This window comes from Streptomyces sp. NBC_01571 (assembly GCF_026339875.1).
GTDB lineage: Bacteria > Actinomycetota > Actinomycetes > Streptomycetales > Streptomycetaceae > Streptomyces.
In genome coordinates this window covers 1,174,912-1,197,498 of sequence record NZ_JAPEPZ010000001.1, presented here as the reverse complement: position 1 = coordinate 1,197,498, position 22,587 = coordinate 1,174,912, and the positions used below count along the sequence as shown (strand labels likewise).

Annotated in this window: 16 protein-coding genes; 13 read left to right on the top strand and 3 right to left on the bottom strand. The window is 70.5% G+C overall.

Annotated features, from left to right (window positions below; all coding sequences use genetic code 11):
* The first annotated feature begins 239 nt into the window (after positions 1 to 239).
* Complete coding sequence (locus OHB41_RS05490; RefSeq protein WP_266696811.1) at positions 240 to 743, top strand: hypothetical protein; 504 nt, start codon at positions 240 to 242, stop codon at positions 741 to 743.
* 625 nt (positions 744 to 1,368) lie between these two features.
* On the opposite strand, the gene OHB41_RS05485 is transcribed toward OHB41_RS05490, so the two are convergent.
* Complete coding sequence (locus tag OHB41_RS05485; protein ID WP_266696810.1) at positions 1,369 to 2,637, bottom strand: cytochrome P450 family protein; 1,269 nt, start codon at positions 2,635 to 2,637, stop codon at positions 1,369 to 1,371.
* A 222-nt stretch (positions 2,638 to 2,859) separates the two neighbouring features.
* Here OHB41_RS05485 and OHB41_RS05480 point away from each other — a divergent pair, with 222 nt between their 5' ends.
* From OHB41_RS05480 to OHB41_RS05450, 7 genes are all read left to right on the top strand, one after another.
* Positions 2,860 to 4,557 (top strand): FAD-dependent oxidoreductase, encoded by a 1,698-nt coding sequence (locus OHB41_RS05480; protein WP_266696809.1) that lies wholly within the window; start codon positions 2,860 to 2,862, stop codon positions 4,555 to 4,557.
* A gap of 46 nt (positions 4,558 to 4,603) precedes the next feature.
* Positions 4,604 to 5,611, top strand: a complete 1,008-nt coding sequence (locus OHB41_RS05475; RefSeq protein WP_266696808.1) for an amidohydrolase family protein — start codon at positions 4,604 to 4,606, stop codon at positions 5,609 to 5,611.
* A 911-nt stretch (positions 5,612 to 6,522) separates the two neighbouring features.
* Entirely contained in the window at positions 6,523 to 7,692 is a 1,170-nt protein-coding gene (locus OHB41_RS05470) for a sensor histidine kinase (RefSeq protein WP_266696807.1), read from the top strand.
* A gap of 559 nt (positions 7,693 to 8,251) precedes the next feature.
* Positions 8,252 to 8,530, top strand: coding sequence for a hypothetical protein (locus tag OHB41_RS05465; protein WP_266696806.1), 279 nt, complete (start codon positions 8,252 to 8,254; stop codon positions 8,528 to 8,530).
* 206 nt (positions 8,531 to 8,736) lie between these two features.
* Positions 8,737 to 9,054 carry a LysR substrate-binding domain-containing protein gene (locus tag OHB41_RS05460; protein WP_526024891.1) on the top strand — a complete coding sequence of 106 codons (318 nt, stop codon included), beginning with the start codon at positions 8,737 to 8,739 and terminating at the stop codon, positions 9,052 to 9,054.
* Positions 9,055 to 9,479: 425 nt separating this feature from the next.
* Positions 9,480 to 10,223: an SOS response-associated peptidase gene (locus OHB41_RS05455; protein WP_266696805.1), complete on the top strand. Its 744-nt coding sequence runs from the start codon at positions 9,480 to 9,482 to the stop codon at positions 10,221 to 10,223.
* A 450-nt stretch (positions 10,224 to 10,673) separates the two neighbouring features.
* The gene (locus OHB41_RS05450) at positions 10,674 to 11,216 is read left to right on the top strand and encodes a GNAT family N-acetyltransferase (RefSeq protein ID WP_266696804.1); all 543 of its coding nucleotides are present in this window, start codon (positions 10,674 to 10,676) and stop codon (positions 11,214 to 11,216) included.
* Between the two features lie 285 nt (positions 11,217 to 11,501).
* On the opposite strand, the gene OHB41_RS05445 is transcribed toward OHB41_RS05450, so the two are convergent.
* Positions 11,502 to 13,664 (bottom strand): ATP-binding SpoIIE family protein phosphatase, encoded by a 2,163-nt coding sequence (locus OHB41_RS05445; RefSeq protein WP_266696803.1) that lies wholly within the window; start codon positions 13,662 to 13,664, stop codon positions 11,502 to 11,504.
* A gap of 593 nt (positions 13,665 to 14,257) precedes the next feature.
* Here OHB41_RS05445 and OHB41_RS05440 point away from each other — a divergent pair.
* The 3 genes from OHB41_RS05440 to OHB41_RS05430 all read left to right on the top strand — a co-directional run bounded on the left by OHB41_RS05440 (position 14,258) and on the right by OHB41_RS05430 (position 17,366).
* Positions 14,258 to 14,806 (top strand): lamin tail domain-containing protein, encoded by a 549-nt coding sequence (locus OHB41_RS05440; protein WP_266696802.1) that lies wholly within the window; start codon positions 14,258 to 14,260, stop codon positions 14,804 to 14,806.
* A gap of 980 nt (positions 14,807 to 15,786) precedes the next feature.
* Positions 15,787 to 16,725 (top strand): MerR family transcriptional regulator, encoded by a 939-nt coding sequence (locus OHB41_RS05435; protein ID WP_266696801.1) that lies wholly within the window; start codon positions 15,787 to 15,789, stop codon positions 16,723 to 16,725.
* A 74-nt stretch (positions 16,726 to 16,799) separates the two neighbouring features.
* The gene (locus tag OHB41_RS05430; RefSeq protein ID WP_266696800.1) at positions 16,800 to 17,366 is read left to right on the top strand and encodes a GNAT family N-acetyltransferase; all 567 of its coding nucleotides are present in this window, start codon (positions 16,800 to 16,802) and stop codon (positions 17,364 to 17,366) included.
* 465 nt (positions 17,367 to 17,831) lie between these two features.
* Here OHB41_RS05430 and OHB41_RS05425 read toward each other — a convergent pair whose 3' ends face one another.
* Entirely contained in the window at positions 17,832 to 18,809 is a 978-nt protein-coding gene (locus tag OHB41_RS05425) for a hypothetical protein (protein ID WP_266696799.1), read from the bottom strand.
* Positions 18,810 to 18,835: 26 nt separating this feature from the next.
* On the opposite strand from OHB41_RS05425, the gene OHB41_RS05420 reads away from it, so the two are divergent.
* Positions 18,836 to 20,047, top strand: coding sequence for a CapA family protein (locus tag OHB41_RS05420; RefSeq protein WP_526025032.1), 1,212 nt, complete (start codon positions 18,836 to 18,838; stop codon positions 20,045 to 20,047).
* A gap of 281 nt (positions 20,048 to 20,328) precedes the next feature.
* Positions 20,329 to 22,587, top strand: a complete 2,259-nt coding sequence (locus OHB41_RS05415; protein ID WP_266696797.1) for a HAMP domain-containing protein — start codon at positions 20,329 to 20,331, stop codon at positions 22,585 to 22,587.

The following is a 22,587-nucleotide window of genomic DNA, read 5'->3' as shown; positions in this document are numbered from 1 at the left end:
ATGTCCCACCGCGCGTCCCGCACTGTCCCGGCACGGTGCCAGACCGCACCGTCTTTTCACAGGTCAGCACGTGAGGCGTCCCGGCTTTTTTCCTGCTGCCGGACCTTTCTTGCGAGCTCGGGGGCCGGTCCCGCAGGGTCGATGGCGCGAGAACACCAGCCAGGCGGTAGGGCGGCAGGGCGCACATCCCGCACAGCGCACGCCCGGCACGGCTTCAACACGTGGAGGTCATCACCATCATGTACGCACGAAAGAACTCCGCACGAAAGAACTCCGCACGAAAGAGGGTTGTCCTCGCCGCGGCTGTCACCGCGCTCGGCGCGGGCCTGGTCCTCGCGCCCTCGGCGAGCGCCTCGACGGGCGGCATGAACCCGCACGCCGTTCCGTTCAGCGGGCCGTTCAAGGCGTGGACCGCCTCGCACCACGCGTCAGACATCCCGGGGGCATGGGCGCACGGCCACAGGGGTCCCCTCGACAATGGCCGGATCATGGTGGACGGGACCCTGTATGACACCAAGTACGACCACAAGGCGGCCTGCGTCCAGATCCACGCCAAGTACGCGGACGGCGGTACGCGCGACGAGTGGGTGTACACGAGCAGCAAGAACGGGAAAAGTATCGGTCCCGGGGGCGGCTACACCTTCGCGTCGAGTGTACGGACGATCTGGGTCCGCGAGGGTCTCGGCACCGGAGGCCGTTGCACGAAGATGGCCAAGGGCGTGCACACCATCTATCAGCGCTGACGGCTCAGCACCCAGTACCGGGCCCGGCGTGCCGCGTCGGGCCCGACGTCTCCCATGACGCCGGCTCGGCCACCGGCGGATACGGCAATCCCGTAGAGCCGGCAGGCGTACGCGTACCTAGTGCCGCGGCAGGCAACGTTCGCCCTTCGAGGAGCGGCGTCCGGTGCGTGCTCTCGGCGTGCCGGCCGGAAGTCCTCGTACCGGACGTACTTGGGCTTTCGGCCGGTGCGGCGAGAGTGCGTGCCGGGCGTCGCGACGGGGCGAACGTTGCCTGCCGCGGCACTAGTCTCCGCCGACCAGGTCCGCGAGCCCGGGGTTGCGGTTCCCCGACGACGGTCGGGCCGGGAGCACGGGCCGATCCTGACTCTGAAGACGCCGTGTGTGCCGTCGGATTCCTCGTGGACCGAACGTGTCCGGGCAGCGGTTCCGCCTCGGCGTCCAGGAGCCCGACAGCATCCTGGACGACGACCGGTTGATCGAGTGGCGCGTTGGCCGCGCACGGAATGGAGTGCCGCATGCGTTGTTCGCCGTCGCCCAGCGCTGCGTGCGATGCGTGGTCGGCCCGGTGGTCGCACCCGACCACGAGCCGGACCGCGGCAGGTGGGCGTACTGTTCGGCGATGTGTTCAGCCGGCGATCCGCTCCGGATCGAGGACCACGGGCAGTTCGACGAGTCCGCGGAACGCCGGGAAGGGCACGGTCAGCCAACGCGCCTCGTGCGGGGGCACGGCCAGCGTGATCTCGGGATACCGGCGGAACAGCGTGGTGAGCGCGATGTGCATCTCCAGGCGGGCCAGCGGCGCCCCGACGCAGTAGTGGGGGCCGTGCCCGAAGGCCAGGTGGGGCTGACCTCCCGTGCGTGACACGTCGAGCCGTTCGGGTTCGGCGTACGCCTCCGGGTCGCGGTTGGCGGAGGTGATGGCGATCTGGACGAGTGCGCCCTTGGGGATCACCACACCGCGCATCGGGATGTCCTCGGTGGCGTGGCGGAAGGTGGAGCTCTCCACCGACCCTTCGTACCGCAGCAGTTCTTCGACGGCCTGCTTCAGGGCCTCGGGGCTCGCGAGGGCCGCGCGGTGCTGGTCCGGCTTCGAGAGCAGGTGGAACACGGCGTTGCCGATGAGGTACGCGGAGGTCTTGTGACCCGCGAAGAACAGCACCCACGCCGTTGAGACCAGCTCATGGTCCGTCAGAGCGCCGTCCTGGTCCTGGGCCGCGATGAGCGCGCTCATCAGGTCGTCGCCGGGCGTGCTGCGCTTGCGCGCCACGAGGTCGACCAAGAGGTCGCGCAGTTTCCCCTCGGCCTCCTCCAGCGCCTTCTTGGCCTCCGGGCCGAATCCGGTCTTCGCCACGGTCCCCGCCCACTGGTGGGCGCGCTCGCGCTCGTCCTCCGGCACGCCGAGGAGTTCGCAGATGACCTGGAGCGGCAGCGGGAACGCGAAGTTCCGGAGCAGGTCGATGGACGCGTCGGTCGGGCAGCGCTCCAGCAGGTCCTCGGTGACCTGCTGGATACGCGGGCGCAGCAATTCCACGCGACGCGGGGTGAAGGCACCCTGCACGATCCTCCGCAGCCGGGTGTGCTTGGGCGGGTCGGAGAACAGCATGTTGTCGTCGAGCGCGATGGAGGAGTCGCCGAAGATGCTGTGGTACGCGTCGAGGGCGCCGTACATGTCCTTGCTCAGCCGGGGGTCGGCCAGCGCGGCGCGCGCGTCGTCGTAACGGGTGATCAGATAGGTTTCCACGCCGTGCGGCGGCTGCAGCGGGCACACCGGGGCGGTCTTCCTCAACTCCGCGTACACGGGGTGCGGATTGGCGCGGAAGTCGGGTGTGCATCGGGAGGCGGCGGCCACGGGGTCCGCGGATCCGTGTTCGGTCTGCATGGGGGTTCGCGTCATGGCCTCGACGGTTCCCGGCAGGCAGCCGTCAGCAAACGTCCTTAGCCCATCCGGTGCGGCGTCGGGACGCGGCGTCGCAATCGGAGCAACAGGAGGTGCGGAGCCCGGGAAGCGCGCGAAGAGTTGATGCCGAATGGAAAGGCCCCGAGTCGCCCTCTCCCACGGTTGGAGCGTTCGGCCTCGGACGACAGACGATGACGACAGACGATAGGGGATCAGTCGATGAGCAGACGAGCCGTGGAATCCGTACCGGTTCTGGTGGTGGGCGGCTCCCTCGTGGGCCTGTCCACGTCGGTCTTTCTCGGTCGCCTCGGCGTCGAGCACCTTCTCGTCGAGCGTCGCGCTGCGACGTCCACCCACCCCCGCGGCCGCGGGAACAACCTGCGCACCATGGAGCTGTTCCGGACCGCGGGCGTCGAGAAGGACATCCACGCCGCGGCGGGTGCCCTGTCCGGAAACGACGGCGTCCTCCAGGTGAGCACGCTCTCCGGCGGTGACGGCCGGTGGATCGTCAAGGCCATCGACACGGGTCCTTCCCTGTCGCAGATCACCTCGTCCGGCTGGTGCCTGTGCAGTCAGAACGACCTCGAACCGGTCCTTCTGCGCTACGCCCGCTCCCTCGGCGGCGACATCCGCTTCGGCACCGAACTGGTGTCCTTCACACAGGATGCAGAAGGGGTGCACGCGGAGGTACGGGACCGGGACAGCGGCGAGACGCGCATCGTGCACGCCCGCTACCTCGTGGCCGCCGACGGGCCCCGCAGCCCGGTGCGCGAGCGGCTGGGTATCACCCAGTCGGGACCGGGCGCGCTGTTCCACAACGTGAGCGTCACCTTCCGCAGCAAGAAGCTGCAGGACGTCGTCGGTGACAGGCGCTTCGTCGTCTGCTACATCACCGATTCCGCGGGGGAGGGCGCCCTGCTGCCGGTGGACAACCGCGAGCAGTGGGTCTTCCACACCCCCTGGGCCCCGGACCAGGGCGAGACGCTGGACGACTTCACCGACGCGCGCCTCGTCGCCCACATCCGCGCCGCGGCGGGCGTCCCCGATCTCGATGTCGAGGTCACCGGCAAGGCCCCCTGGCACGCGGCGGACCGTGTGGCCGACAGCTATGGCCAGGGCCGGGTCTTCCTGGCCGGTGACTCGGCGCACGAGATGCCCCCCACCGGGGCTTTCGGCTCCAACACCGGTATCCAGGACGCCCACAATCTCGCCTGGAAGATCGCGGCCGCCCTGCGCGGCTGGGCCGGACCGGGACTGCTCGACACCTACCAGACCGAACGTCGGCCGGTCGCGCTCGCGACGACCGCCCGCGCCTTGTTCCAGGCGAACGAGGAACAGCACCCGGGCTACACCCCGGAGAAGAAGCGCAACGACGGTCCGGCCGACGCGTTGACGGTGGCGCTGTGCTACCGCTACCCGTCGGGCGCCGTCGTCGGCGCCGACCCGGACGCCGCGATCGTGCCCGACCGGTTCCAGTTGGGCGGCGCTCCAGGGAGCCGCGCCCCGCACATGTGGGTGACCACCCGGGACGGCCGGCGGATCTCCACCCTGGACGTCTACGAAGGGTCCTTCGTCGTCCTCACCGGACCCGGGGGCGAGGCCTGGCGCACCGCGGCCCGCGGTGTCACCGCCCGCCTGGGCATCCCGGTGGAGACCTACGTCGTCGGCGCGAACCATGACCTGGTCCCCGAGGACGGGGCCGACTGGGCGGCGGTGCACGGCACGGCGGAGTCCGGTGCCGTCCTGGTCCGCCCCGACGGCTTCGTGGCATGGCGGTCGCCCAGGCTCGTACCGGACCCGGAACGGGCGCTCACGGACACGCTGATGACGGTGCTTCGCCGCGAGACGCCACCGAACGCCGTGACCGAAGCCGCGGCGGAGCAGCCGCTGGCGACGGTGTCCGACGGGCGTGTCTGAGGGACCTCCACCTGAACGCAGCTTCCGAACGGAGAAAGAGCCCACCATGATATCGCCCCACTCCTCGGCGCCCGCCCCGGCCGACGACGACGCCAGGACCTCCCGCGTGGACGTCCACCACCACTTCACCGCACCCGACTGGCTCGACTGGGCCGAGGCGCAGGGCCTGGTCCGGCGCGACAAGCTGCCCTGGTGGACCCGCTGGGACCTCGACTCCGCGCTCGCCCTCATGGACCGTACGGGGATCCGCACGACGGTCATGACCGTGGCCATGCTCGGCCGCATCCAGGAGCGCGGCAAGCGTGAGGAGAGCGCGCGGGTGGCGCTGCAGGCGGCGGCGAAGATCGCCGCGGACCACCCCACCCGCTTCGCCTTCTTCGCACCGGTCTTCCTCGACGACCTCGACCTGTCGAGCTGGTCGCTGAAGTACGGCCTCGACGACCTCGGCGCCGTCGGGGTGAGCACCCGCACCAGCGCGGGCGGTGTCTATCTCGGCGACCCCTCCCACGACCGTCTCCTCGCCGAGCTGAACGACCGCTCCGCGATCATCAGCACGCACCCGATGGACGTACCCGGTGGCAACGCCGACGGGGTGGGTGTCCCGGGCCTGCCGCCGTTCATGTGCGACTTCCTCATGGACACGACTCGCGCGGCGATCAACCTCATCCTCAACGGCACCCTGGACCGTTACCCCGACCTCACCTTCGTCCTCCCGCACGGCGGCGGCTTCCTCCCCCACCTGGCGACGCGCCTGGAGCTCTTCAGCAACCACCTCACCCCCGAGATCGAACCGTCCCGGATACGCGACTACCTGCACCGCTTCTACTACGACACGGCGGGCCCCATGTCCCCGTCCTCGACCCCCACCCTCATGGCCGCGGTCGACCCCGACCGGATCCTCTACGGCACCGACTGGCCGCCCACCCCCGCCCACATCGTCACCGACATCGCGGCACCGGCCCTGGACAGCGACCCGGCCATCGACGGCCACCAGCTCCGCGGTATCAACCGGGACAACGCGCTGCGCCTGATTCCGGCGCTTGCGTGGGCCTGACCCGGTCAGACCCGATTCCGCGGCACATCCGGTGCCATCCCCTCGCCCACACCATCGGGTGCATCGACGGCGCCGCGGTGATCGCGATCCGCCGCACGACCGCTCCGCATCCAACCCGCCGCCAGGGACGATCATCCGTGGCGGCGGGTTCCGTCATGGCTGCGCGACGCGCCCCGACCGGAATGGCCGGCCTCGCCGCGTGAAGCGCTCGGTCACGGCCGACCGGTGAGCCAACACGCCGAGCCGAGGTGACCTCGGCGGTGTGCTCCGAGGACATCCCCGCGCCCACCGCCGCTGGCGGGTGTCGTCAGCGCGTCCCCCATGCTCGTGTCTCCGGCCGCCTGATGGCCGCCGCCTCCGCCTGGCCCGGTCCGGCCGGCCGGACCAGTTCGAGCCGGGCGCGTCGGCCGAGGACGCCACCGGAGCGTCCACGAAGTACCCCGACCGACCCGCTGCACGGCGCACGGCCGACCTGATTCGGCACCCGCGTCCGATACCGGGCGACGTCACCGGTGCCTTCCGGATCGCATCGTGTACGCCGTGTTCGCCGCGTGCGCCGAAGACCTCGACCCTCTCGACCTCGTCCGGGCTCTCCGTCGTCGACCTCCTGGAAATCGTCCGGCCGGGCCGGCCGGGACAGTAGTGCGCAACAGCATCCGCGCGCCGCCGTACGAGCCCCGCCGCCCGGCCCGACCGAACCGACGATCGATGCGGCGAAGCAGTCTCGTACCCGCTCATCACTCGAAGAGGTCAACTCCCGCCGGGGTTGCGCTGGGCCGTGGGCGCTGGGAATTCAAGCTGCCGACCGCTTTCGCCGCCGAGCGTCCCGCGGGCGGTGTCCCTACGGTGGTGCCATGGCGGTGAGCATCAGTAGCAGGCCAGTGCGTGGCCTCCGCAGCAGGCCCTCCGACGTGGCAGTGGCATTGGGGCTGTTCGTGCTGTCCGTCGTGGCCGCCTCCATCATTCCGCGCGAGCACCGCTTCGACCTGAGATGGCCTGCCGTCCTGCTCGCAGCCGTGGGCTGCCTCGCGCTGCCGTGGCGCCGCCGGTACCCCTTTGCCGTAGCGGCTTTGGCGGTCAGTTGTGGGGCGGCGTTCCAAGTGCTCGGGTTCCGCGAGAGTCCACTGGTGACGAGCCCGGTCATCGTGTCGGTCTACTCGGTGGCCGCGTTGACCGACCGCCGTACCGCCTGGGGCGTGGCGGCGGCTTCGGCCGCCGTACTGGTCGGGGCGGAGGTGGTGTACGAGCCGGGTTCGTGGCTGCATCCGGGCAGCGCCGCGATGCTGGCGTGGACGGCGCTGCCGGCGGCGGTCGGGGACGGGGTGCGCTCGCGCCGTGCCTATATCGCGGCCGTGGAGGAACGCGCGGAACACGCGGAGCGGACTCGTGAACAGGAGGCACGGCAGCGGGTGGCGGCGGAGCGCGTCCGGATCGCCCGCGAGCTGCACGACATCGTCGCCCACAACATCGCCCTGATCAACGCTCAGGCCGGCGTCGCGGTCCATGTAGGGAAGGAGCGGCCCGAGCAGATCCTCGCCGCGCTCATGGACATCCAAAAAGCGAGCAGGTCCGCGCTGGACGAGTTGCGCGCGACCGTGAGCCTGCTACGCCAGTGCGACGATGCCGACGCACCGAGAGATCCGATTCCGGGCCTGGCGCAGCTCCCGGCTCTCCTGGCCTCGTTCGAACGCGTCGGACTCTACGTCCTGTGCACCCGGAGTGGATCTGCCCAGCCGCTGGCTCCCGCGGTCGATCTGGCCGCCTACCGCATCGTCCAGGAGGCTCTGACCAATGTGCGCAAGCACGGCAGCGCGGAGAAGGCGCGGCTGTGCCTGAGCTTCGGACGGCATTGCCTGACGGTCACGGTCGAGGACGACGGTTGCGCGATCCCGCACGGGCCGCAGCAGGGAACCGGGCATGGACTGATCGGCATGCGGGAACGGACGGCCAGCGTGGGTGGGAACCTCACCGCGCAACCGCGGCCCGAGGGCGGATTCACCGTGATCGCTGAACTTCCCCTGCGTTCTGCCACGGTGGAGGGCGGTGCGACACCGGAGGCACTGCCGGAGAGCCGGACATGACGACCGGCGTTCGGCTCGCTGGTGACTCGGGGACGGGGCCGGCTTCCGCCCGGGCGTCGCGTACCGGGCAGCTGTTTTGAGCCCTCCCGCTCGTGGAGCCCGGCCGTGAAGGGTCACCGGGTGTCCGCCTGGGCGGAGTTGTGTTGACGGACCGCGGTGCCCGAGGAGCGCGGCAGTCGGGATGCCGTCTTCTTCAGCGGTGCCGACACGGGATCGCACGGCGATGGGTGGGGCTTTCGAGCAGTCCGGCGTCCCGGGTCCGATGCTGACGGCGAACACACGGTGGTCGGCGCGGTGTCGCAGGGTGGAACGGAGTCCCGGTCCCGCTGCTCTTCACCGAGGAGGAGAGGGTGGCGGCGAGCACGACCGCATGATGTTGAATGTCCTGTGCCCACGCAGCACGAGGACTTCGACAAAACGGGGAGAGCACGTGAACAGACTGAGGTGCGCGCTGACTGTGATTCCTGCGGCGGCGCTACTCATCACCGCCGGGACGGCAACCGTGGCATCGGCCGCGAACGGCGCCCCGAGTGGCGCGCCTCCGTCGGGCGCCACGTGCGTGTCGACGACCGGCGCGAAGGCGTGCTTCGTCGCGTATGGGGACCGGGTCTGGGTCAAGGACACGAAGGCGAACGGAGAGTCCGTCGCGGGCACGATAAAGGGGAAGCTCCCTGCGCACTGGGGCCGAGAGTGCTTCAACGACCGTGGTGAGGAGGGCGGCTGGGTGATGTGCAACTTCGACGTGCCGGAAAACCAGAAGGGCGAGCTCTGGGCCGTCAGCAACCCCTTCATCGGCAGTCAGGCGTACACGGACATCTGGACCAGCGACTTTGCCTGAGGCCCGACGTCAGTTGGGCGATGCGAGGGATGTCGATGACACAGGACCCGGTGCGTGATGACGGCGTGTTCGACATGACGGCGTGTTCGACCAGGGCGGGGCCCGCCGATGGACGAGGAATTCGTCCTGGTCACGTCTCCGGCGTGGGCCCGGCGGATCGGACCGATCGACTGCGCCGACCCGGCCCCCTTCGCGGCGTCCCACTGGTGGCGTACGCCGAGGACCTGCCGATCCCGCGCCGCTACTGGCGCCATGTCTTCCGGACGCGCCTGACCGCTCGGCCCGCCTTCGTCGTACCGGACCTGCGCGGAATGCCGGCCACCGTGACCGCGGGAGCGGGGGTCACGGTCCTGCCCCGCTACCTGTGCGAGACCGAGCTGGCGTCCGGCGCACTGGTGCCCCTGCTCACGCCGGACGACCCGCCCATCAACACCGGGTTCCTGGTGGAGCGGGCAGGCGCGCCCTCCCGCGCGCCGGCCACCGCCGTCCGGGAGCAACTCCTCATGGCGGCCCGCTCCTGGTGACGGCGGCCGGCCCCGCGTTGCTCCCGCTGTCGGTCTTCTCGGCGTTCGTCAGCGCCACCCGGTACCGGCCGAAGACTTCGACACCGGGCACCGGAACGTCTGGGTGAGCGACGTCAACCTCGACCTCGCGGGCTGGGCCGACGACGTGAACCTCCTTCCGCGGTGCGGGGAGTAGGGCTGAGGGACCGTAGACCGTCCGGTGCGACTCCCGTTGCCGCGCAGTCGAGGCCCGGACCGGGCGGTGCGGGGGTGCCTTCGGGCCGCGCGCTCACGGGCTCCTCCACGCAGGCCGTATCGCGGGTCGTATCGCCCCGTAGCCCTGGGATCGTCACCGCATGACGCGCGACGAGGCCAGCCTCCCGACACGCATCGGCCGGTGGACGGCATGACCGGCGGTCCGGAAGCGGTGGTGGCACAGTGGCTGCATGTGCGGCCGCTACGTCTCCACTCGCAGCCGGGCGGACCTGGTCCGGCTCTTCCAGGTCGCCGACCGGCGTCCCGAGGAGACGCTGGCACCGAACTGGAACGTCGCCCCGACCGACAAGGTGTGGGCCGTCCTCGAACGCGCGCCCCGCGAGCAGGAAGACGCCACATCGGCGCGGCGGGAGCTGCGCACGCTGCGCTGGGGCCTGGTCCCGTCCTGGGCGAAGGACGTGAAGATCGGCGCACGGATGATCAACGCGCGGGTGGAGACCGTGCACGAGAAGCCCGCCTTCCGCCGGGCATTCCTCAGACGCCGCTGCCTGCTGCCGGCCGACGGCTTCTACGAATGGGAGCAGGCCAGGGACGAGACCACCGGCAAGGCCCTCAAGCAGCCGTACTTCATCCATCCCGAGGACGACCAGGTAATGGCACTGGCCGGCCTGTACGAGTACTGGCGCAACCCCGAGATCAAGCAGGACGACGACCCGGACGCATGGCTGACGACCTGCACCATCCTCACCACCGAAGCAACCGACGCGGCCGGCCGCGTACATCCCCGCATGCCCCTCGCCCTCACACCCGGCCACTACGACGCCTGGCTCGACCCCCACCACCAGGACCCCGAGGACCTGCGCGCGCTGCTCATCCGGCCCGCCGACGGTCACCTCGACACCCGGCCGGTCTCCACCACCGTCAACAGCGTCCGCAACAACGGCCCACAGCTCCTGGACGAGATCACGGTGTAGGTACGCAACCGGGGACGAGCCTGAGCTTGACTGTGCCGGGGATCCTGGAGCCTCCCGGTGCGCCGGCGAGATCAGCGGGCATGCTCGGGGCTGTTCCGCGGGCCGACGCGGTTACCGAGGTCGTCGCTCCGTCCTCGTTCCGGTGAGGAAGTCCCTTCTCCGACCGACGGGCGGACGAGTGGTCACCGTGGCCGCTCGTGCGCCTCGGGCGGCTAAGTCCTCCCACACTGCGACCCGTTCGTGCGCGACGTCGTCACTCGCCGCGTCGCGACGTCCGAGGCCCCAGTTCGTCGCTGTCGTGGTGATGGCGCAGGTTCCCGACGAGGAAGGCGCTCGGTGGCGCCCGGCCCCCGGGGATACTCGGGGCCGCATCGCCAAAGGGCGCCTCTCGTCCGGCCCGGTTCCCCGGCTATCTTGTCTTGTCCTGAACAGGCCAGGGAGGTCCGCACCATGAGCAGTACCTTGTCGCCCTTTCCCGAGCGGATCGAACTCTCGGGGGAGGGCCTCGTCCTCCGTGACTGGACGGAGGCGGACCTGGCCGCGATGCCGGACCTGTTCGACCACCCCGACATCGCCTACTGGACACCGATCGTCTCCCCCTTCGACGAAGCGGCCGCCCGAACACGGCTGGACCGGGACCGGCAGTTGCGGGCGGAGGGCAAGGCCATCCTGCTCGCCATCACCGTCGACGGCGGCCCACCTCTCGGCGAGGTGATGCTGCGGCCTGCCCCCGAGGGCACGGAGATCGGCTACGCGGTCGGCCCGGCGCACCGCGGCCGGAGTCTGGCGTCGCGGGCGGTGCGGGTCATGGCCGCCTACGCCTTCGAGGAGCTGCGCGCGGAGCAGGTGATCCTGGAACTGGAGGCCGAGAACGCCGCCAGTGTTGCCGTGGCTGCCAAGGCGGGCTTCGGACTGCTCGACGTGCCGCTGGTCACGGGGGAGGAGAAGGGGCGCCCCTACGCCCTGCAGACGTGGGGTCTGAACCGCCCTTGAGCGAGGGTGCCTTGATGAACGGCTGCTGACGGACACCCGCACGAGCCGCCGGACGGGCGTCCACGTTCCCCGCCACCCGCCCCGACTGAGAACGCATGCGGTGACTGATCGACTGCGGGAAACGCTCGGCGGCAGGTGATCTTCGCTGGTGGGCTGTCCGTGACGATCACCTCCGTGCGCGCGGGCACTCGCGAGCCGGCCTACGAGACGTCGTTCGGCCGCCCGGTGCCCGGTGCCCGGTCCACGGCCGAGCAGCTGCCGTCCAGGCAGTCCGTCGCGAGCGTCCTACCCGGCGCAGCGGTCTTCGGTCCTCGTGGGGCGCACGTCAGGAAGGGCGAGTTCGGCCCAGATGGTCTTGCCGTCGGACCGTTGCCTGGTCCCCCAGTGCTCGGCGAGCTGCGCGACGATGAAGAGCCCGCGCCCTCCCTCGTCGAACATCCGGGCTCGGCGCAGGTGGGGCGCGGTGTTGCTGCCGTCGGACACCTCGCAGATCAAGGTGTCCTCACGGATGAGCCGCAGCTGTACCGGGCCGGATCCGTAGCGGATGGCATTGGTGACCAGCTCGCTGATGACGAGTTCCGTGGTGAACGCCATATCCGCCAGATCCCAGCGGGCCAGCCGGGACGAGACGAGGTCGCGGGCGCGGGCGACGTCGGCGAGATCGTCGGTCAGGTTCCACGCGGCGGTGTGCGTGCCGTCGAGTTCCCGGGTGCGGGCGATGACGAGGGCGACGTCGTCTCGGGAGCCGTCACCGACCACCGTGTTCAGTACGTGGTCACACATGTCCTCCAGCGAGGGGATCGGTTGGGACAGGGCTTTCTGAAGGTGCTCGAGGCCCTCGTCCAGGTCGTGTCCGGGAACGTCGATGAGACCGTCGGTGTACAGGGCGAGCCGGGTACCCGCGGGCAGTTCCAGTTCGGCCGTCTCGAAGGGGAGACCGCCCACACCCAGCGGAGGACCGGCGGGGATGTCGAGGTATTCGACGTTCGATCCCGGACGTACGACAGCGGGGGGCGGATGGCCGGCCCGGGCGGCCGAGCAGCGGCGTGAGACCGGGTCGTAGCTCATGTACAGGCAGGTCGCCACGGTCTCGCCGGCGTCCGGTCCGGGATCACGGCTCCCCTTCCGGACCTCACTCATGTCGATGCGGTCGCGGGTGCGGGTGACGACGTCGTCGAGGTGGGTGAGCAGCTCGTCGGGCGGCAGGTCGATGTCGGCGAGCGTACGTACGGCGGCACGCAGCCGCCCCATCGTCGCCGAGGCATTGACGCCGTGGCCGACGACGTCGCCGACCACCAGGGCGACCCGGGCTCCCGAGAGCGGGATGATGTCGTACCAGTCGCCGCCCACGCCCGAGTACGGGCCCGCGGGCAGGTAACGCGTGGCCGCTTCCAGCGCCGGGTGTTCCGGTGCCATCGGCGGGAGCAGGCTGCGTTGAAGCGCCAGGGAGATGTTGCGCTCGCGGGTGTACTGGCGGGCGTTGTCCACGCACACCGCGGCTCGTGCCACGACCTCCTGAGCCAGGAGGAGGTCGTCGGTGTCGAAGGGCTCCCGGGCTGGGGAGCGGGTGAACAGCGCGGTGCCGAGGGTCACGCCGCGCGCGCGGAGGGGGACCGCCAGCGCGGAGTGGGGTGCGTTCGTGCCGCTGTGGCCGGGATCGGCGGGCCCGGAAGCGGAGGGGGCGGTCCCGGTGATCTCCAGCAGCATGGGCTTGCCCGTACCCAGGCCGAGCGTTGTCTCCGCCCCCTCCTGGTAGACGACGGCCTCGCCCGGACCCGCACCCCGCAGCGCCGTGGATGAGCCCGATTCGGCGCTCCGACGCAGGACAACGTCGCCCATGCCTGGCTCCAGGACGGGTTCTTCGCCCTCCAGGACACTCTCGAAGAGGTCCACCGTGGCGTGGTCCGCGAAACCGATCACCGCGACCTCGGTGAGTTCCTCCGCGGTTCTCGTGGCGTCGAGGGTCCTTCCGACGCGACTGCTGGCCTCGCTGAGCAGCATGAGCCGCTCGCGAGCGATCATGAGCCGGCTGAATCGTCTCTCTCCCGCGATGCGGAGACGGCAGACGGCCAGACTGATTCCCAGCGCGACGGCGAGTGCCGTGATCACCGTGATTTGGTTGGCGCGGCCCATGTCCTGGAGGAGAACTCCGTAGATCGTTATGGCCGCGGCCAGGTTGAACAACCCGACGATCAAGGTCTGCCGCACCGACAGGAGAGCACTGGCCACGACGGGGATCAGGACGGCGTACTCAGCTATGCCCATGATGTGCAGGTCAGCGGCATGGAGAGCCAGTTGCAGACCCGAGAGCAGTACGACACTGAGAAGCAGGAAGGCGAAGCTGTTGACCGGCCGGTGGGGGAGCCCGGCGGCCTTTGTCCCACGGAACGTCCGGGAGACAGTGGCTACGGCGCGCTGGAGGTTCTCCTTTGCATGCGCCCTGGACACGCGGCCCACGGAATCACTCTCCTCAGAGGACGCCATCTGCCGTCTATTCTAGTTTCCATTTAGATGTCTATTGACCTCTAATTTTGGCTCGGCCGACCTCCTTGCCGCCCCAGTCGCGCGAGCGGAGATGCGCGTGGGTGCCTGGGCCGGCGGGGCGGGCTGGTGTCGTCGGTCGAGCGGCAACGGCGACAGGACTCTTGGTGCGGCCTGGAGAATCGCACGCATCGTCAATTACCAGGCCCTTGTTCGTAAGTGTCCTGCTTTCGTCTGTTACGCGCCAAAGGGCGCTCCGGCGGGTAGCGGGAGGGTGGCGCGGTCCGGGCGTGCGGGGTCTGGAAACCGCTTCCCTCGCGATGGTTGACGGATGGGTGCGCTCTCCCGCGAACCGGGTGTTACTGCCTGTGAGATTAGTTGAACGTTGCAGCTGACCGTCACGGAAATGTCCGCATACGGCAACATGAAACGGCTCAACTCCCATCGAGCCGGACGGGCGGCCAGGCTGTGGGTTCTCGGCACCAGCCGGGATCCGCACACCGCCCGCTCCAGCCGTCCCGCACTGGTCGGCTCGTGGGCTCGTACTCAGGGGAGAGCTCATGTCTTCTCGTTTGATCCGCCGTATCGCCGCCGCCACGATCGCCGCCGGCGCCGCCCTCGGCGCGGCCGCCCTGCCGGCCTCCGCCCAGTCCAGTCCGGTCCAGGCCGCCGCGTACCGCTCGGGCGTGGTCATCAGCGATGTGCAGGCCGACTCTCCGGGCTTCGGCGACCGCGGCAACCGCTCCCTGAACCGGGAGTGGATCGACGTCACCAACACCTTCCGCCGCAGCGTGAACCTCGACGGATGGACCCTGTCCGACGAGGACGGCCACACCTACACCTTCCACCACTACCGCCTCGACGGCCGCTCCACCGTCCGCGTCCACACCGGCATCGGCCGCGACACCTACCGCGACGTCTACCAGGACCGCCGCACCTCCGTGTGGGACAGGCGCTCGGACACCGCCACCCTCCGCAACGACCACGGCCGCTTCATCGACGACGCCTCCTGGGGCGGCCGCCACCACCGCGGTCACGACGGTGACCACCGCGGTCACGACGGTGACCACCGGGGCGACCACGGCGGCCGCCACGGTCACCGCCGCTGACCCCGTCCCCCGGTGACCGCGCAGCCGGTCACCCCCGAACCTGATGACCGCCTGGCGGCGTGCAGTGGCTCAGTCGGCCACCGCGCGCCGCCAACGCGGTTGCGCCCGGTGAAAGCGAAGACCTGTCTGCCGGTGCTCCCGGGCCGCGACGGACCGACGGCTGACTGCGGTCCGCGTCCTCAGGTGGTCTCCCGCAGCGAAGATCGTGCATTTCTCACTGTGAGTTGAGTGTCGATCGGTGCGAGGCAGGACGGGGCTGAGGGTGACTTGTCGCTCTGACAAGCACGTGCCACAGGGTCCCGCCGGGCCCGGCCCGGCCCTCGGAATTCAGCTGCCGCGGAGTGCAACGGCCTTTGAGCGACGGCGTGCCGGGCATCAACCGCCGGGGAACGACTCAGTGCTTGTTGACCGCCGAGGCCCAGTAGAGGTTCACGCCCATCTGGCCGTACATGGCGTGTACCCGACGTAGCAGTTGAACTCCTCGACCTCTCGCGGATACGGCCGGCCAACCCCTCACCGTGCGGTACCGGGACGACGCCGATGGAGCGAAGGAAGTCCGAGTTCTGTCGCCCCGCGGTGCCGATCACGCGGACTCCCCGCAACACAGCGAGCTGGGCTGCAAGCACCCCCACGCCACCCCCGGCCGCAGACACCACGACCGTCTCACCCCGCCGCAGGTGCGACCGCGTTCACCGCGGCCCACGCCGTGACGCCGACGGCGGACAGCGGTGCCGCTTGCTCCCAGGCGATCCCGGCGGGCGTGTGTGCCGCCGCGGTTGAACGAAGCACGACATGGTCCGCCTGCGCGGCCCGAGGGGCGTAGCCGATCAGCTCGTCTCCCACGGCGAACCCGCTGACACCGTCACCGGTCTCGGCGACCCAGTCGGCGAGGGGGTCGAGACGTGTGGATGAGGAGTGGTTGCCTGCCGACAGGCCAAGGGAGTTGAGTCTCCAGTAGAGGGAGACACGAAGGTGGGGGCATGGACGGCGACACGCTCTACTCGATCGGCGAGCTCGCTCGGCGGACCGGTCTCACGGTCAAGACCATTCGGTTCTACTCCGATCGCGGAATCGTGGCGCCGACGGACCGCAGCCCGGCCGGCTACCGCCTCTACACCATCGACGCCGTCGCGCGCCTGGAGCTGGTGCGGACCCTGCGGGAGCTGGGTCTGGGGCTTCCCGTGATCTGCAAGGTCGTGGACCGCGAGCTCTCGCTTCCCGAGGTCGCCGCGGCGCACGCCGAGGCACTGGCCGTGCAGATCCGCGTCCTGCGCCTGCGGCGCGCGGTGCTGACGGCGGTGGCCGAGCGCGGGTCCACATTCGAGGAGACAGAACTCATGCACCGGTTGGCCCAGCTCTCCGAGGACGAACGCCGACGGCTGATCGGCGATTTCCTCGACGCCGTCTTCGGCGGTCTTGACACCGACCCCGCGTTCGCGGGGGTCATCCGCTCGATGACCCCCGAGCTGCCCGACGACCCGGAGGCGGAGCAGGTCCAGGCATGGGTGGAGCTGGCGGAAATGTCTCTGGAACCGGATTTCCGCGCCGTCGTGCGGCGGATGGCCGAGGACCAGGCCGCCGAGCAGGTCCGAGGCGACACGACGGGCCCGCGCCGCGACATCGCCGCAGCCGTCCGTGACCAGGCCGGCCCGGCCCTGACCGTCGGCATCGACCCGGCCTCACCCCAGGCCGATCCGGTCGTCACGGCGTTCACGGCGTACTACGCGCACCTCCTCGGCCGCCCCGACGACGTGGAGCTTCGCCGCCGGCTGGCCACTCGGCTGGAGAGCGTGAACGACCCCCGCAGGGAGCGGTACCTCCAGCTGCTCGCGGTGGTCAACGGCTGGCCGGCCCCGGAGAGTCTTGCTCCAGTGTTCGACTGGTCCGTCCAGGCTCTGCGCGCCCGGACACAGCGATGACGGGGCGATCGCAAGGCGGCACGAGCCGGACGCGGCCGGTGCCGGGTGAAAACGCCGCCACATATGATCGGTTGATGAGCACCCCCCTCTTACTTCAGGTTGCCGCGACGCCGGTCCTTCCCGCTCTCGTTCTTCGCCCCTGGCGGGTGGAGGACGTTGCCGCACTGGTCGAGGTGAGCCGGGACCCCGCATTGCGCCGGTGGACGAGTTCTGCCGTGGACAACGCCGCTGACGGGGCACGGTGGGTGCAGGCCCAGCAGCGGGGCTGGGCAGCGGGGGACCGGTTCGGCTTCGCCGTCCTCGAGGCACAACCCGGCCCGGTTCAGCCACAGTTGGTGGGCAACGTGGTCGTGAAGGGAGTCACCTCCGGCAGACCGGCGGCCGAGGTGGGCTACTGGACCGCGGCGCACGCTCGCGGGCGGGGAGTGGCTCCCCGCGCTCTGGAGGCACTCACCAGCTGGGCCTTCGACACCTTCGCAGCCGACGGGCTGGAGCGTCTCGAACTCGTGCACCAGGTGGACAATCCGGCATCGTGCCGGGTCGCGCAGAAGAGCCGGTACGACCTGGACGGCATCCTGCCCGCGGCGCCACCCTCCTTCCCCCGCGATGGCCACGTGCACACGCGGCACGCGAGTGCCTGAGTCCGTCGATCTCAGTCGATGGCTGGTGGGATGAGGTCCGCCTGCTGCGCCGTGGCGCGCACGGTACCTGGGGGACTGCGGCAGGCTGGTCCAAGACCGTGGCCCTCACGGCAGGGGACCACGCAGCTCCGCGCTCTTGGCCGCCCGGGTTGCTCGTGAGCCGGGCCGCGTACGGGGGCAGCGCGCCGACGAGCGTGGTCGAGCCGGACATGTACCGGAGCACACCGGAGGGGACCGGCGTCGCTCCCGCGTCCCGGTTCTCGCGTATCCCCAGCACCCCTCGCTCCGGCACCGGGACGCGGACGTCAGCGGCCGTGGTCCTTGCCCGCTGGAACACGACCGGTTCGCCGGACAACCGACCCGGTCTGCCTCCGCAGGTGTCGGCGTCGGGGGCCGAGCTGCTGTCGACGGACCCGCGGTGCATGGAGAAGGTCTACGACGCGGTGGGCCCGCGTTCCGATGCCCTCAGCTTGCAACAGGGGCGGTCGCCCAGCGGCGTGTGATCTCGCTCAGGGCGGCGGCCGCGCGCTCGGCGGTCGAGGCGTTCACGCGCACCTCGGGGGCCAACTCGACGTGCAGGAACGGCACGTCCGCGGCGTCGGCGGCCCGGCCCTCCATGTTCGTGGAGCCCTCCACCGGGCACCTCCGCACCCAGGCCGAGCACACGTGGAAGCCGTGCGTGCCCAGGGCGCCGGCCAGCCTGCGGGCGTCCGGCCGGCCGGACGATCCGGCGCCGGTGGAGGCGACCGCGTCGTAGCCGGGGGCCGTGGAGGAGGCGAAGCCGTGCAACTGGACCCCGGGCATCCCGCGGCGGACCAGCTCGGCGCAGATGGCGTAGAAGACGGTGTCCCGGCGATGCGCCACGTCCGCGGAGTTCCCGGCTCCGGCCTTGCGATGTGCCCCCGCCATCACCAGGATGCCGCCGGGGGAGTCGCGCAGGACCCGCACGCCCAGCTGCTCGGTGCCCTCGTCGAAGACCGGGTGCGGGACCTGGATCGAGAAGCGCGGCGTGTGGTCCAGGTCGATGTAGACCCGACCCCAGCCTCGCGGCGTCACGGCGTCGTCGGTGCGGTCGGCCACTTCCGCGTAGCGGTGTCCGGAGACCCGGTCGAGGACCGTGCGCACCGTGAAGTCTCGTTCGGAGAGCAACCGTTCGGCTTGTGCGCGGTGGCCGTCGACGAGCAGGCCGACCCCCTGGGCGATGGCCGTGCGGTCCCCCCGGCCGGGCTGCCGGTAGCCGTGGCCCGGACCGAAGCGGCTGGTGTAGTCCGCCACCTCCTGGGCCAGGTTGCCCCGCTGGGCGTCCCGGTCGGGACGGGAGTCGGCGGTGTCCGTGCCGCCGCCGCGGGTGGCGTGGAGCACGGCGGTCACAGCACCCGCGAGAGCGGCGATGGCCAGGAGAATTGTTGTGATCGTTATGATGCGCGAGCGAGTGGCACTCATGGTCGTATCAAGATATACCGGTGAACATATGTCTTAGCCGCATCCCGCTGAGCCTGCTGGCCCCGCTCTCCCTCGTCGCCACCGTCGCCGGTTGCGGCCTTGTCTCGGACGACGGAGGCAGCCAGGACGCCGGTCGTTCCTTCACGGTCGCGGCGGCCGGGGACATCCTGATGCACCCCGCGCTGGTGGACCAGGCCCGCAAGGACGCCAAGCGCACCGGCAAGGGCGTTGCCGGGCTGGACTTCGGGCCGATGATGGCCGGCATCAAGCCGCTGATCAGCAAGGCGGATCTGGGCATCTGCCACTTCGAGCCGGTGGTGGGCGCCGTGAACGGCCCCTTCGAGGGTTTCCCGGACTTCCAGGTGCCCCCGCAGACCGCCAAGACGATCAAGGACCTCGGCTACGACACCTGCTCCACCGCCTCGAACCACTCGCTCGACCACGGGTACGAGGGCGTCCGGCGCACCCTGGACGCGCTGGACGACGCCGGCCTGGAGCACACCGGCTCCTACCGGACACAGAAGGAGGCGCTCACCCCGCTGGTCATGAACGTGAAGGGCGTCAAGGTCGCGCAGATATCGTTCGCCTACGGGTTCAACGAGCCGCACACCTTCCCCAAGGGCAAGCCGTGGCTCGCCAACAAGATGAGCCTGAAAGCGATCAAAGCGGCTGAGCAGCGGGCCCGTAAGGCCGGGGCCGAAGTGGTGATCCTCTCCATCCACTGGGGCCTGGAGCACCACCCGGACCCCTCGGCCCAGCAGCTCTCCTTCGCCCGGCAGATCGCCCGGCAGACCGGTATCAACCTGGTCGTCGGCTGTCACGCGCACGTCGTGCAGCCGATGGAGAAGGTCGACGGCACCTGGGTCGCCTACGGCATGGGCAACCAGATCGCCCGGCACGAGGTGCCGACCGGACTCACGGAGGAGGGCGTGATCGCCTGGTTCACGTTCACCGAGCACGGCAAGGGCCACTGGGACGTCCAGCCGCGGTTCGAGCCGACGCTGCTGGAGATCCCGCCGGACGCCGAGAACGCCACGGACGGCGGCAAGACCGCCTACACCGAGGACGACGCACGGGACTACCGCCTGCTGGACGTGCCGTCCGCGCTCCGGGACGACAAGGACCTCACCGACCGGCAGCGGGCCCGGCTGCGGCTCGCCTTCGAGCGCACCGAGGGCACGCTGTACAACCGCGGCGCGGCCGAGGACGGCCTGAAGCCGCTGAATAAGATGCCCTGACGACGGCCGGCACCACACGGGCAACCCACCCGAGTGCCCGAATCTGACCGCCTAAACGCAGTTGTTGTGTAGATCACAGCGGTACGTGTGCAACTTCATGGGTTTCTTGACGGTCTGAGTGCTGCGGACACACTCGCGCAACAGATGTGCCCGCAGCGCACACACAACCGAAACACCGTCCCTGCTACCTGCGCGGACTCACCACCTGTACACCCTGAGAGGACCCTCCCTTGGCGTCACCGCCCCCGGCACGGCAGCACCGAGCCCGCCGCCGAGCCGACATGTCGCTGATCGGAGGCATCCGCCCGCCGATCGCGGTTCTGTCGGTGCTCCTGCTGTCCCTCGCCGGTATCACCGCGGTCGTCCTGGGCCGTGTCGACAACGCCGTGGTGCCGAAAGCGGTGCTGACCTCTCAGCAGCACTTCGCGGAGGACGGCGCCATCGCGCTGCGCGCCTCCATCGACGAGTCCGTCACCGACCTCACCCGGTCCGCCGCGCTGTTCAGCGCGGGCGAGCCGGTCTCCGGCGACGCCGCCCTCGACAAACTCGGCAGCACCTACCAGAAGTGGACGGGTACCGCGGTCGTCGAGATCCGCTCCGGCAAGCTGGTCGCGGCCCGGGGCGAGACCGTCCCGCTGACCTCGGTGAACACCGCCGCCCTCGGCGACGAGGGCGGACTCGCGCCGCGCATGGTCCGGCTGAAGAACGGCGAGACACGTCTGCTGTCCTTCGCGCTGCTGTCCTGGCCGGACACACCGCAGTTGCTGTTGGTGGCGTCCAGCAACCTGACGTTCCCCGGCATCAGCCTCGGCCAGTTCCGATCCATCGCCGTGGCCGACCAAGGCGGCGCGATCCTCAGCAGCGACGGCATCCGTGAGCCCGAGCAGGTGCGCACCGGCACCGACCGCGAGGAGATCAAGGCGTCCAGCAAGCAGCTGAAGGACTTCGCCCAGCTCGCTGCCCGCAAGGCCCGGCAGGACCCGCGCAGCAGCAAGGAACCCGGCATGGGCGGGTACCAGGGCGTCAGCGGCAGCCTGGTCGGCGGCCACGTGCTCAGCAACCGGTCCGTCGCCGGATACGCCACGCTGGCCGCGCCGGGCCCCGGGGCGACCACCACCGCGTCCGGGCTCGGCCTGTCCGTGGTGGCCATGGTCAAGGTGGGCGAGGACCCCACCCGCACCCATTCCCTGGTGTTCGGCCTGCTGGCGGGCGGCGCGCTCCTCGTCGCCGGCGCCATCGCCGTGGCCGTACTGCTGGGCACGGTGCAGCGCCCGCTGATCCGGCTGTTCCTGGAGTCCCGCCGGCTCACCCGCGGCGACCTGACCCGGCCCGTCAACGTCCCCGGCTACGGCGAGACGCGACGCGTCGGCCACGCCCTGGAACGGCTGCGCCGCCAGCTGCTCGGCGAGAGCGCCGACGCGACCGGCACGGCGCCGCGCCCGCGCGGACTGCGCCGGGTGGGCACCCGGGCCCTGTTGGCCGCCTGCGCGGTACTGCTGCTGGCCTGGTCGGCGCCGCTGATGTTGCTGGTCAACCGCGCCGACAGCAAGGCCGTCGTACCGCAGCAGCTCGTCAGCGACCAGCGCGAACGCACCGACACCCTCAGCGACCGGGTGCGCCGCGCGCTCAACGAGGGCAGCGCCGACCTGGAATCGGTCGCCTCCCTCATCGGCAACCGCACCGAACCCGACGCCATGGCGAAGGTGCTGGAACGCACCCTCGACGAGAACCAGCGCTACCGCTCCCTCTACGTCGTCGACTCCTCGGGCCAGATCCTGGCCCGCAAGGGCAAGAGCCCCAAGGTGATCCGCTCCCACCGGGTCTCGGACACCCCGATCCGGCTGCTGGGACAAGGCGGCAAGGAGCCCGTCGTCGTCGCCGACGCCGAGATCCCCGGACGGAGCGGTGCCCGGCTCGTCGGTGAATTCCGCGTCGAGTTCCTCAACGCACTGCTGACCCGACCGGGCCTGGGCGTGGTCCGCCTCGTCGACGACCACAGCAAGGTGATCGCCGGCAACACCGGCTTCCTCGCCTTCCAGGAACTGCCCGACGACCACCTCGCGGACCTGGCCGCGGCCAGCGCCCAGCGGCTCGGCAAAAAGGCCCGCGCCAACGGGGTGCTCTACCGCGAACACGGCGTACAGATCGCCGCCGCCGCCCCGTTCGCCGGCAGCGGCCCCGCCGAGTCTCTCGGCTGGAGCGTGGTCAGCTGGCAGGCCGCCAGCCGGCTCGCCATCCCCGAGTACGACAGCCAGAACCGCACCGTGCTCGCCGGACTGCTCGGCGCCGCCGCGGCCGCCGCCTGCCTGGGCTGGCTGCACATCGTGGTGGCCCGGCCGCTGCGCTCGCTGGCCGAGCGGGCCGAGTCGCTGGCCGGCGGCGACCGCAAGACCGTGCTGTTCCCACAGCATCACGACGAGGTCGGCGCGGTCACCCGCTCCCTGGAACTCATCCGACAGCAACTGCAGGACCAGAACCGGCAGCAACCCCGCCGCACCCCGCCGCAGGCGTCCGCGCCGCAGCAGTACACAAGGAACTGA

What these genes read in the sequence shown, in the direction of transcription:
- OHB41_RS05490 (WP_266696811.1), top strand. Translation starts at nt 240, where the DNA reads ATGTACGCACGAAAGAACTCCGCACGAAAGAACTCCGCACGAAAGAGG.
- OHB41_RS05485 (WP_266696810.1), bottom strand. Translation starts at nt 2,637, where the DNA reads ATGACGCGAACCCCCATGCAGACCGAACACGGATCCGCGGACCCCGTG.
- OHB41_RS05480 (WP_266696809.1), top strand. Translation starts at nt 2,860, where the DNA reads ATGAGCAGACGAGCCGTGGAATCCGTACCGGTTCTGGTGGTGGGCGGC.
- OHB41_RS05475 (WP_266696808.1), top strand. Translation starts at nt 4,604, where the DNA reads ATGATATCGCCCCACTCCTCGGCGCCCGCCCCGGCCGACGACGACGCC.
- OHB41_RS05455 (WP_266696805.1), top strand. Translation starts at nt 9,480, where the DNA reads ATGTGCGGCCGCTACGTCTCCACTCGCAGCCGGGCGGACCTGGTCCGG.
- OHB41_RS05450 (WP_266696804.1), top strand. Translation starts at nt 10,674, where the DNA reads ATGAGCAGTACCTTGTCGCCCTTTCCCGAGCGGATCGAACTCTCGGGG.
- OHB41_RS05440 (WP_266696802.1), top strand. Translation starts at nt 14,258, where the DNA reads ATGTCTTCTCGTTTGATCCGCCGTATCGCCGCCGCCACGATCGCCGCC.
- OHB41_RS05435 (WP_266696801.1), top strand. Translation starts at nt 15,787, where the DNA reads ATGGACGGCGACACGCTCTACTCGATCGGCGAGCTCGCTCGGCGGACC.
- OHB41_RS05430 (WP_266696800.1), top strand. Translation starts at nt 16,800, where the DNA reads ATGAGCACCCCCCTCTTACTTCAGGTTGCCGCGACGCCGGTCCTTCCC.
- OHB41_RS05425 (WP_266696799.1), bottom strand. Translation starts at nt 18,809, where the DNA reads ATGAGTGCCACTCGCTCGCGCATCATAACGATCACAACAATTCTCCTG.
- OHB41_RS05415 (WP_266696797.1), top strand. Translation starts at nt 20,329, where the DNA reads ATGTCGCTGATCGGAGGCATCCGCCCGCCGATCGCGGTTCTGTCGGTG.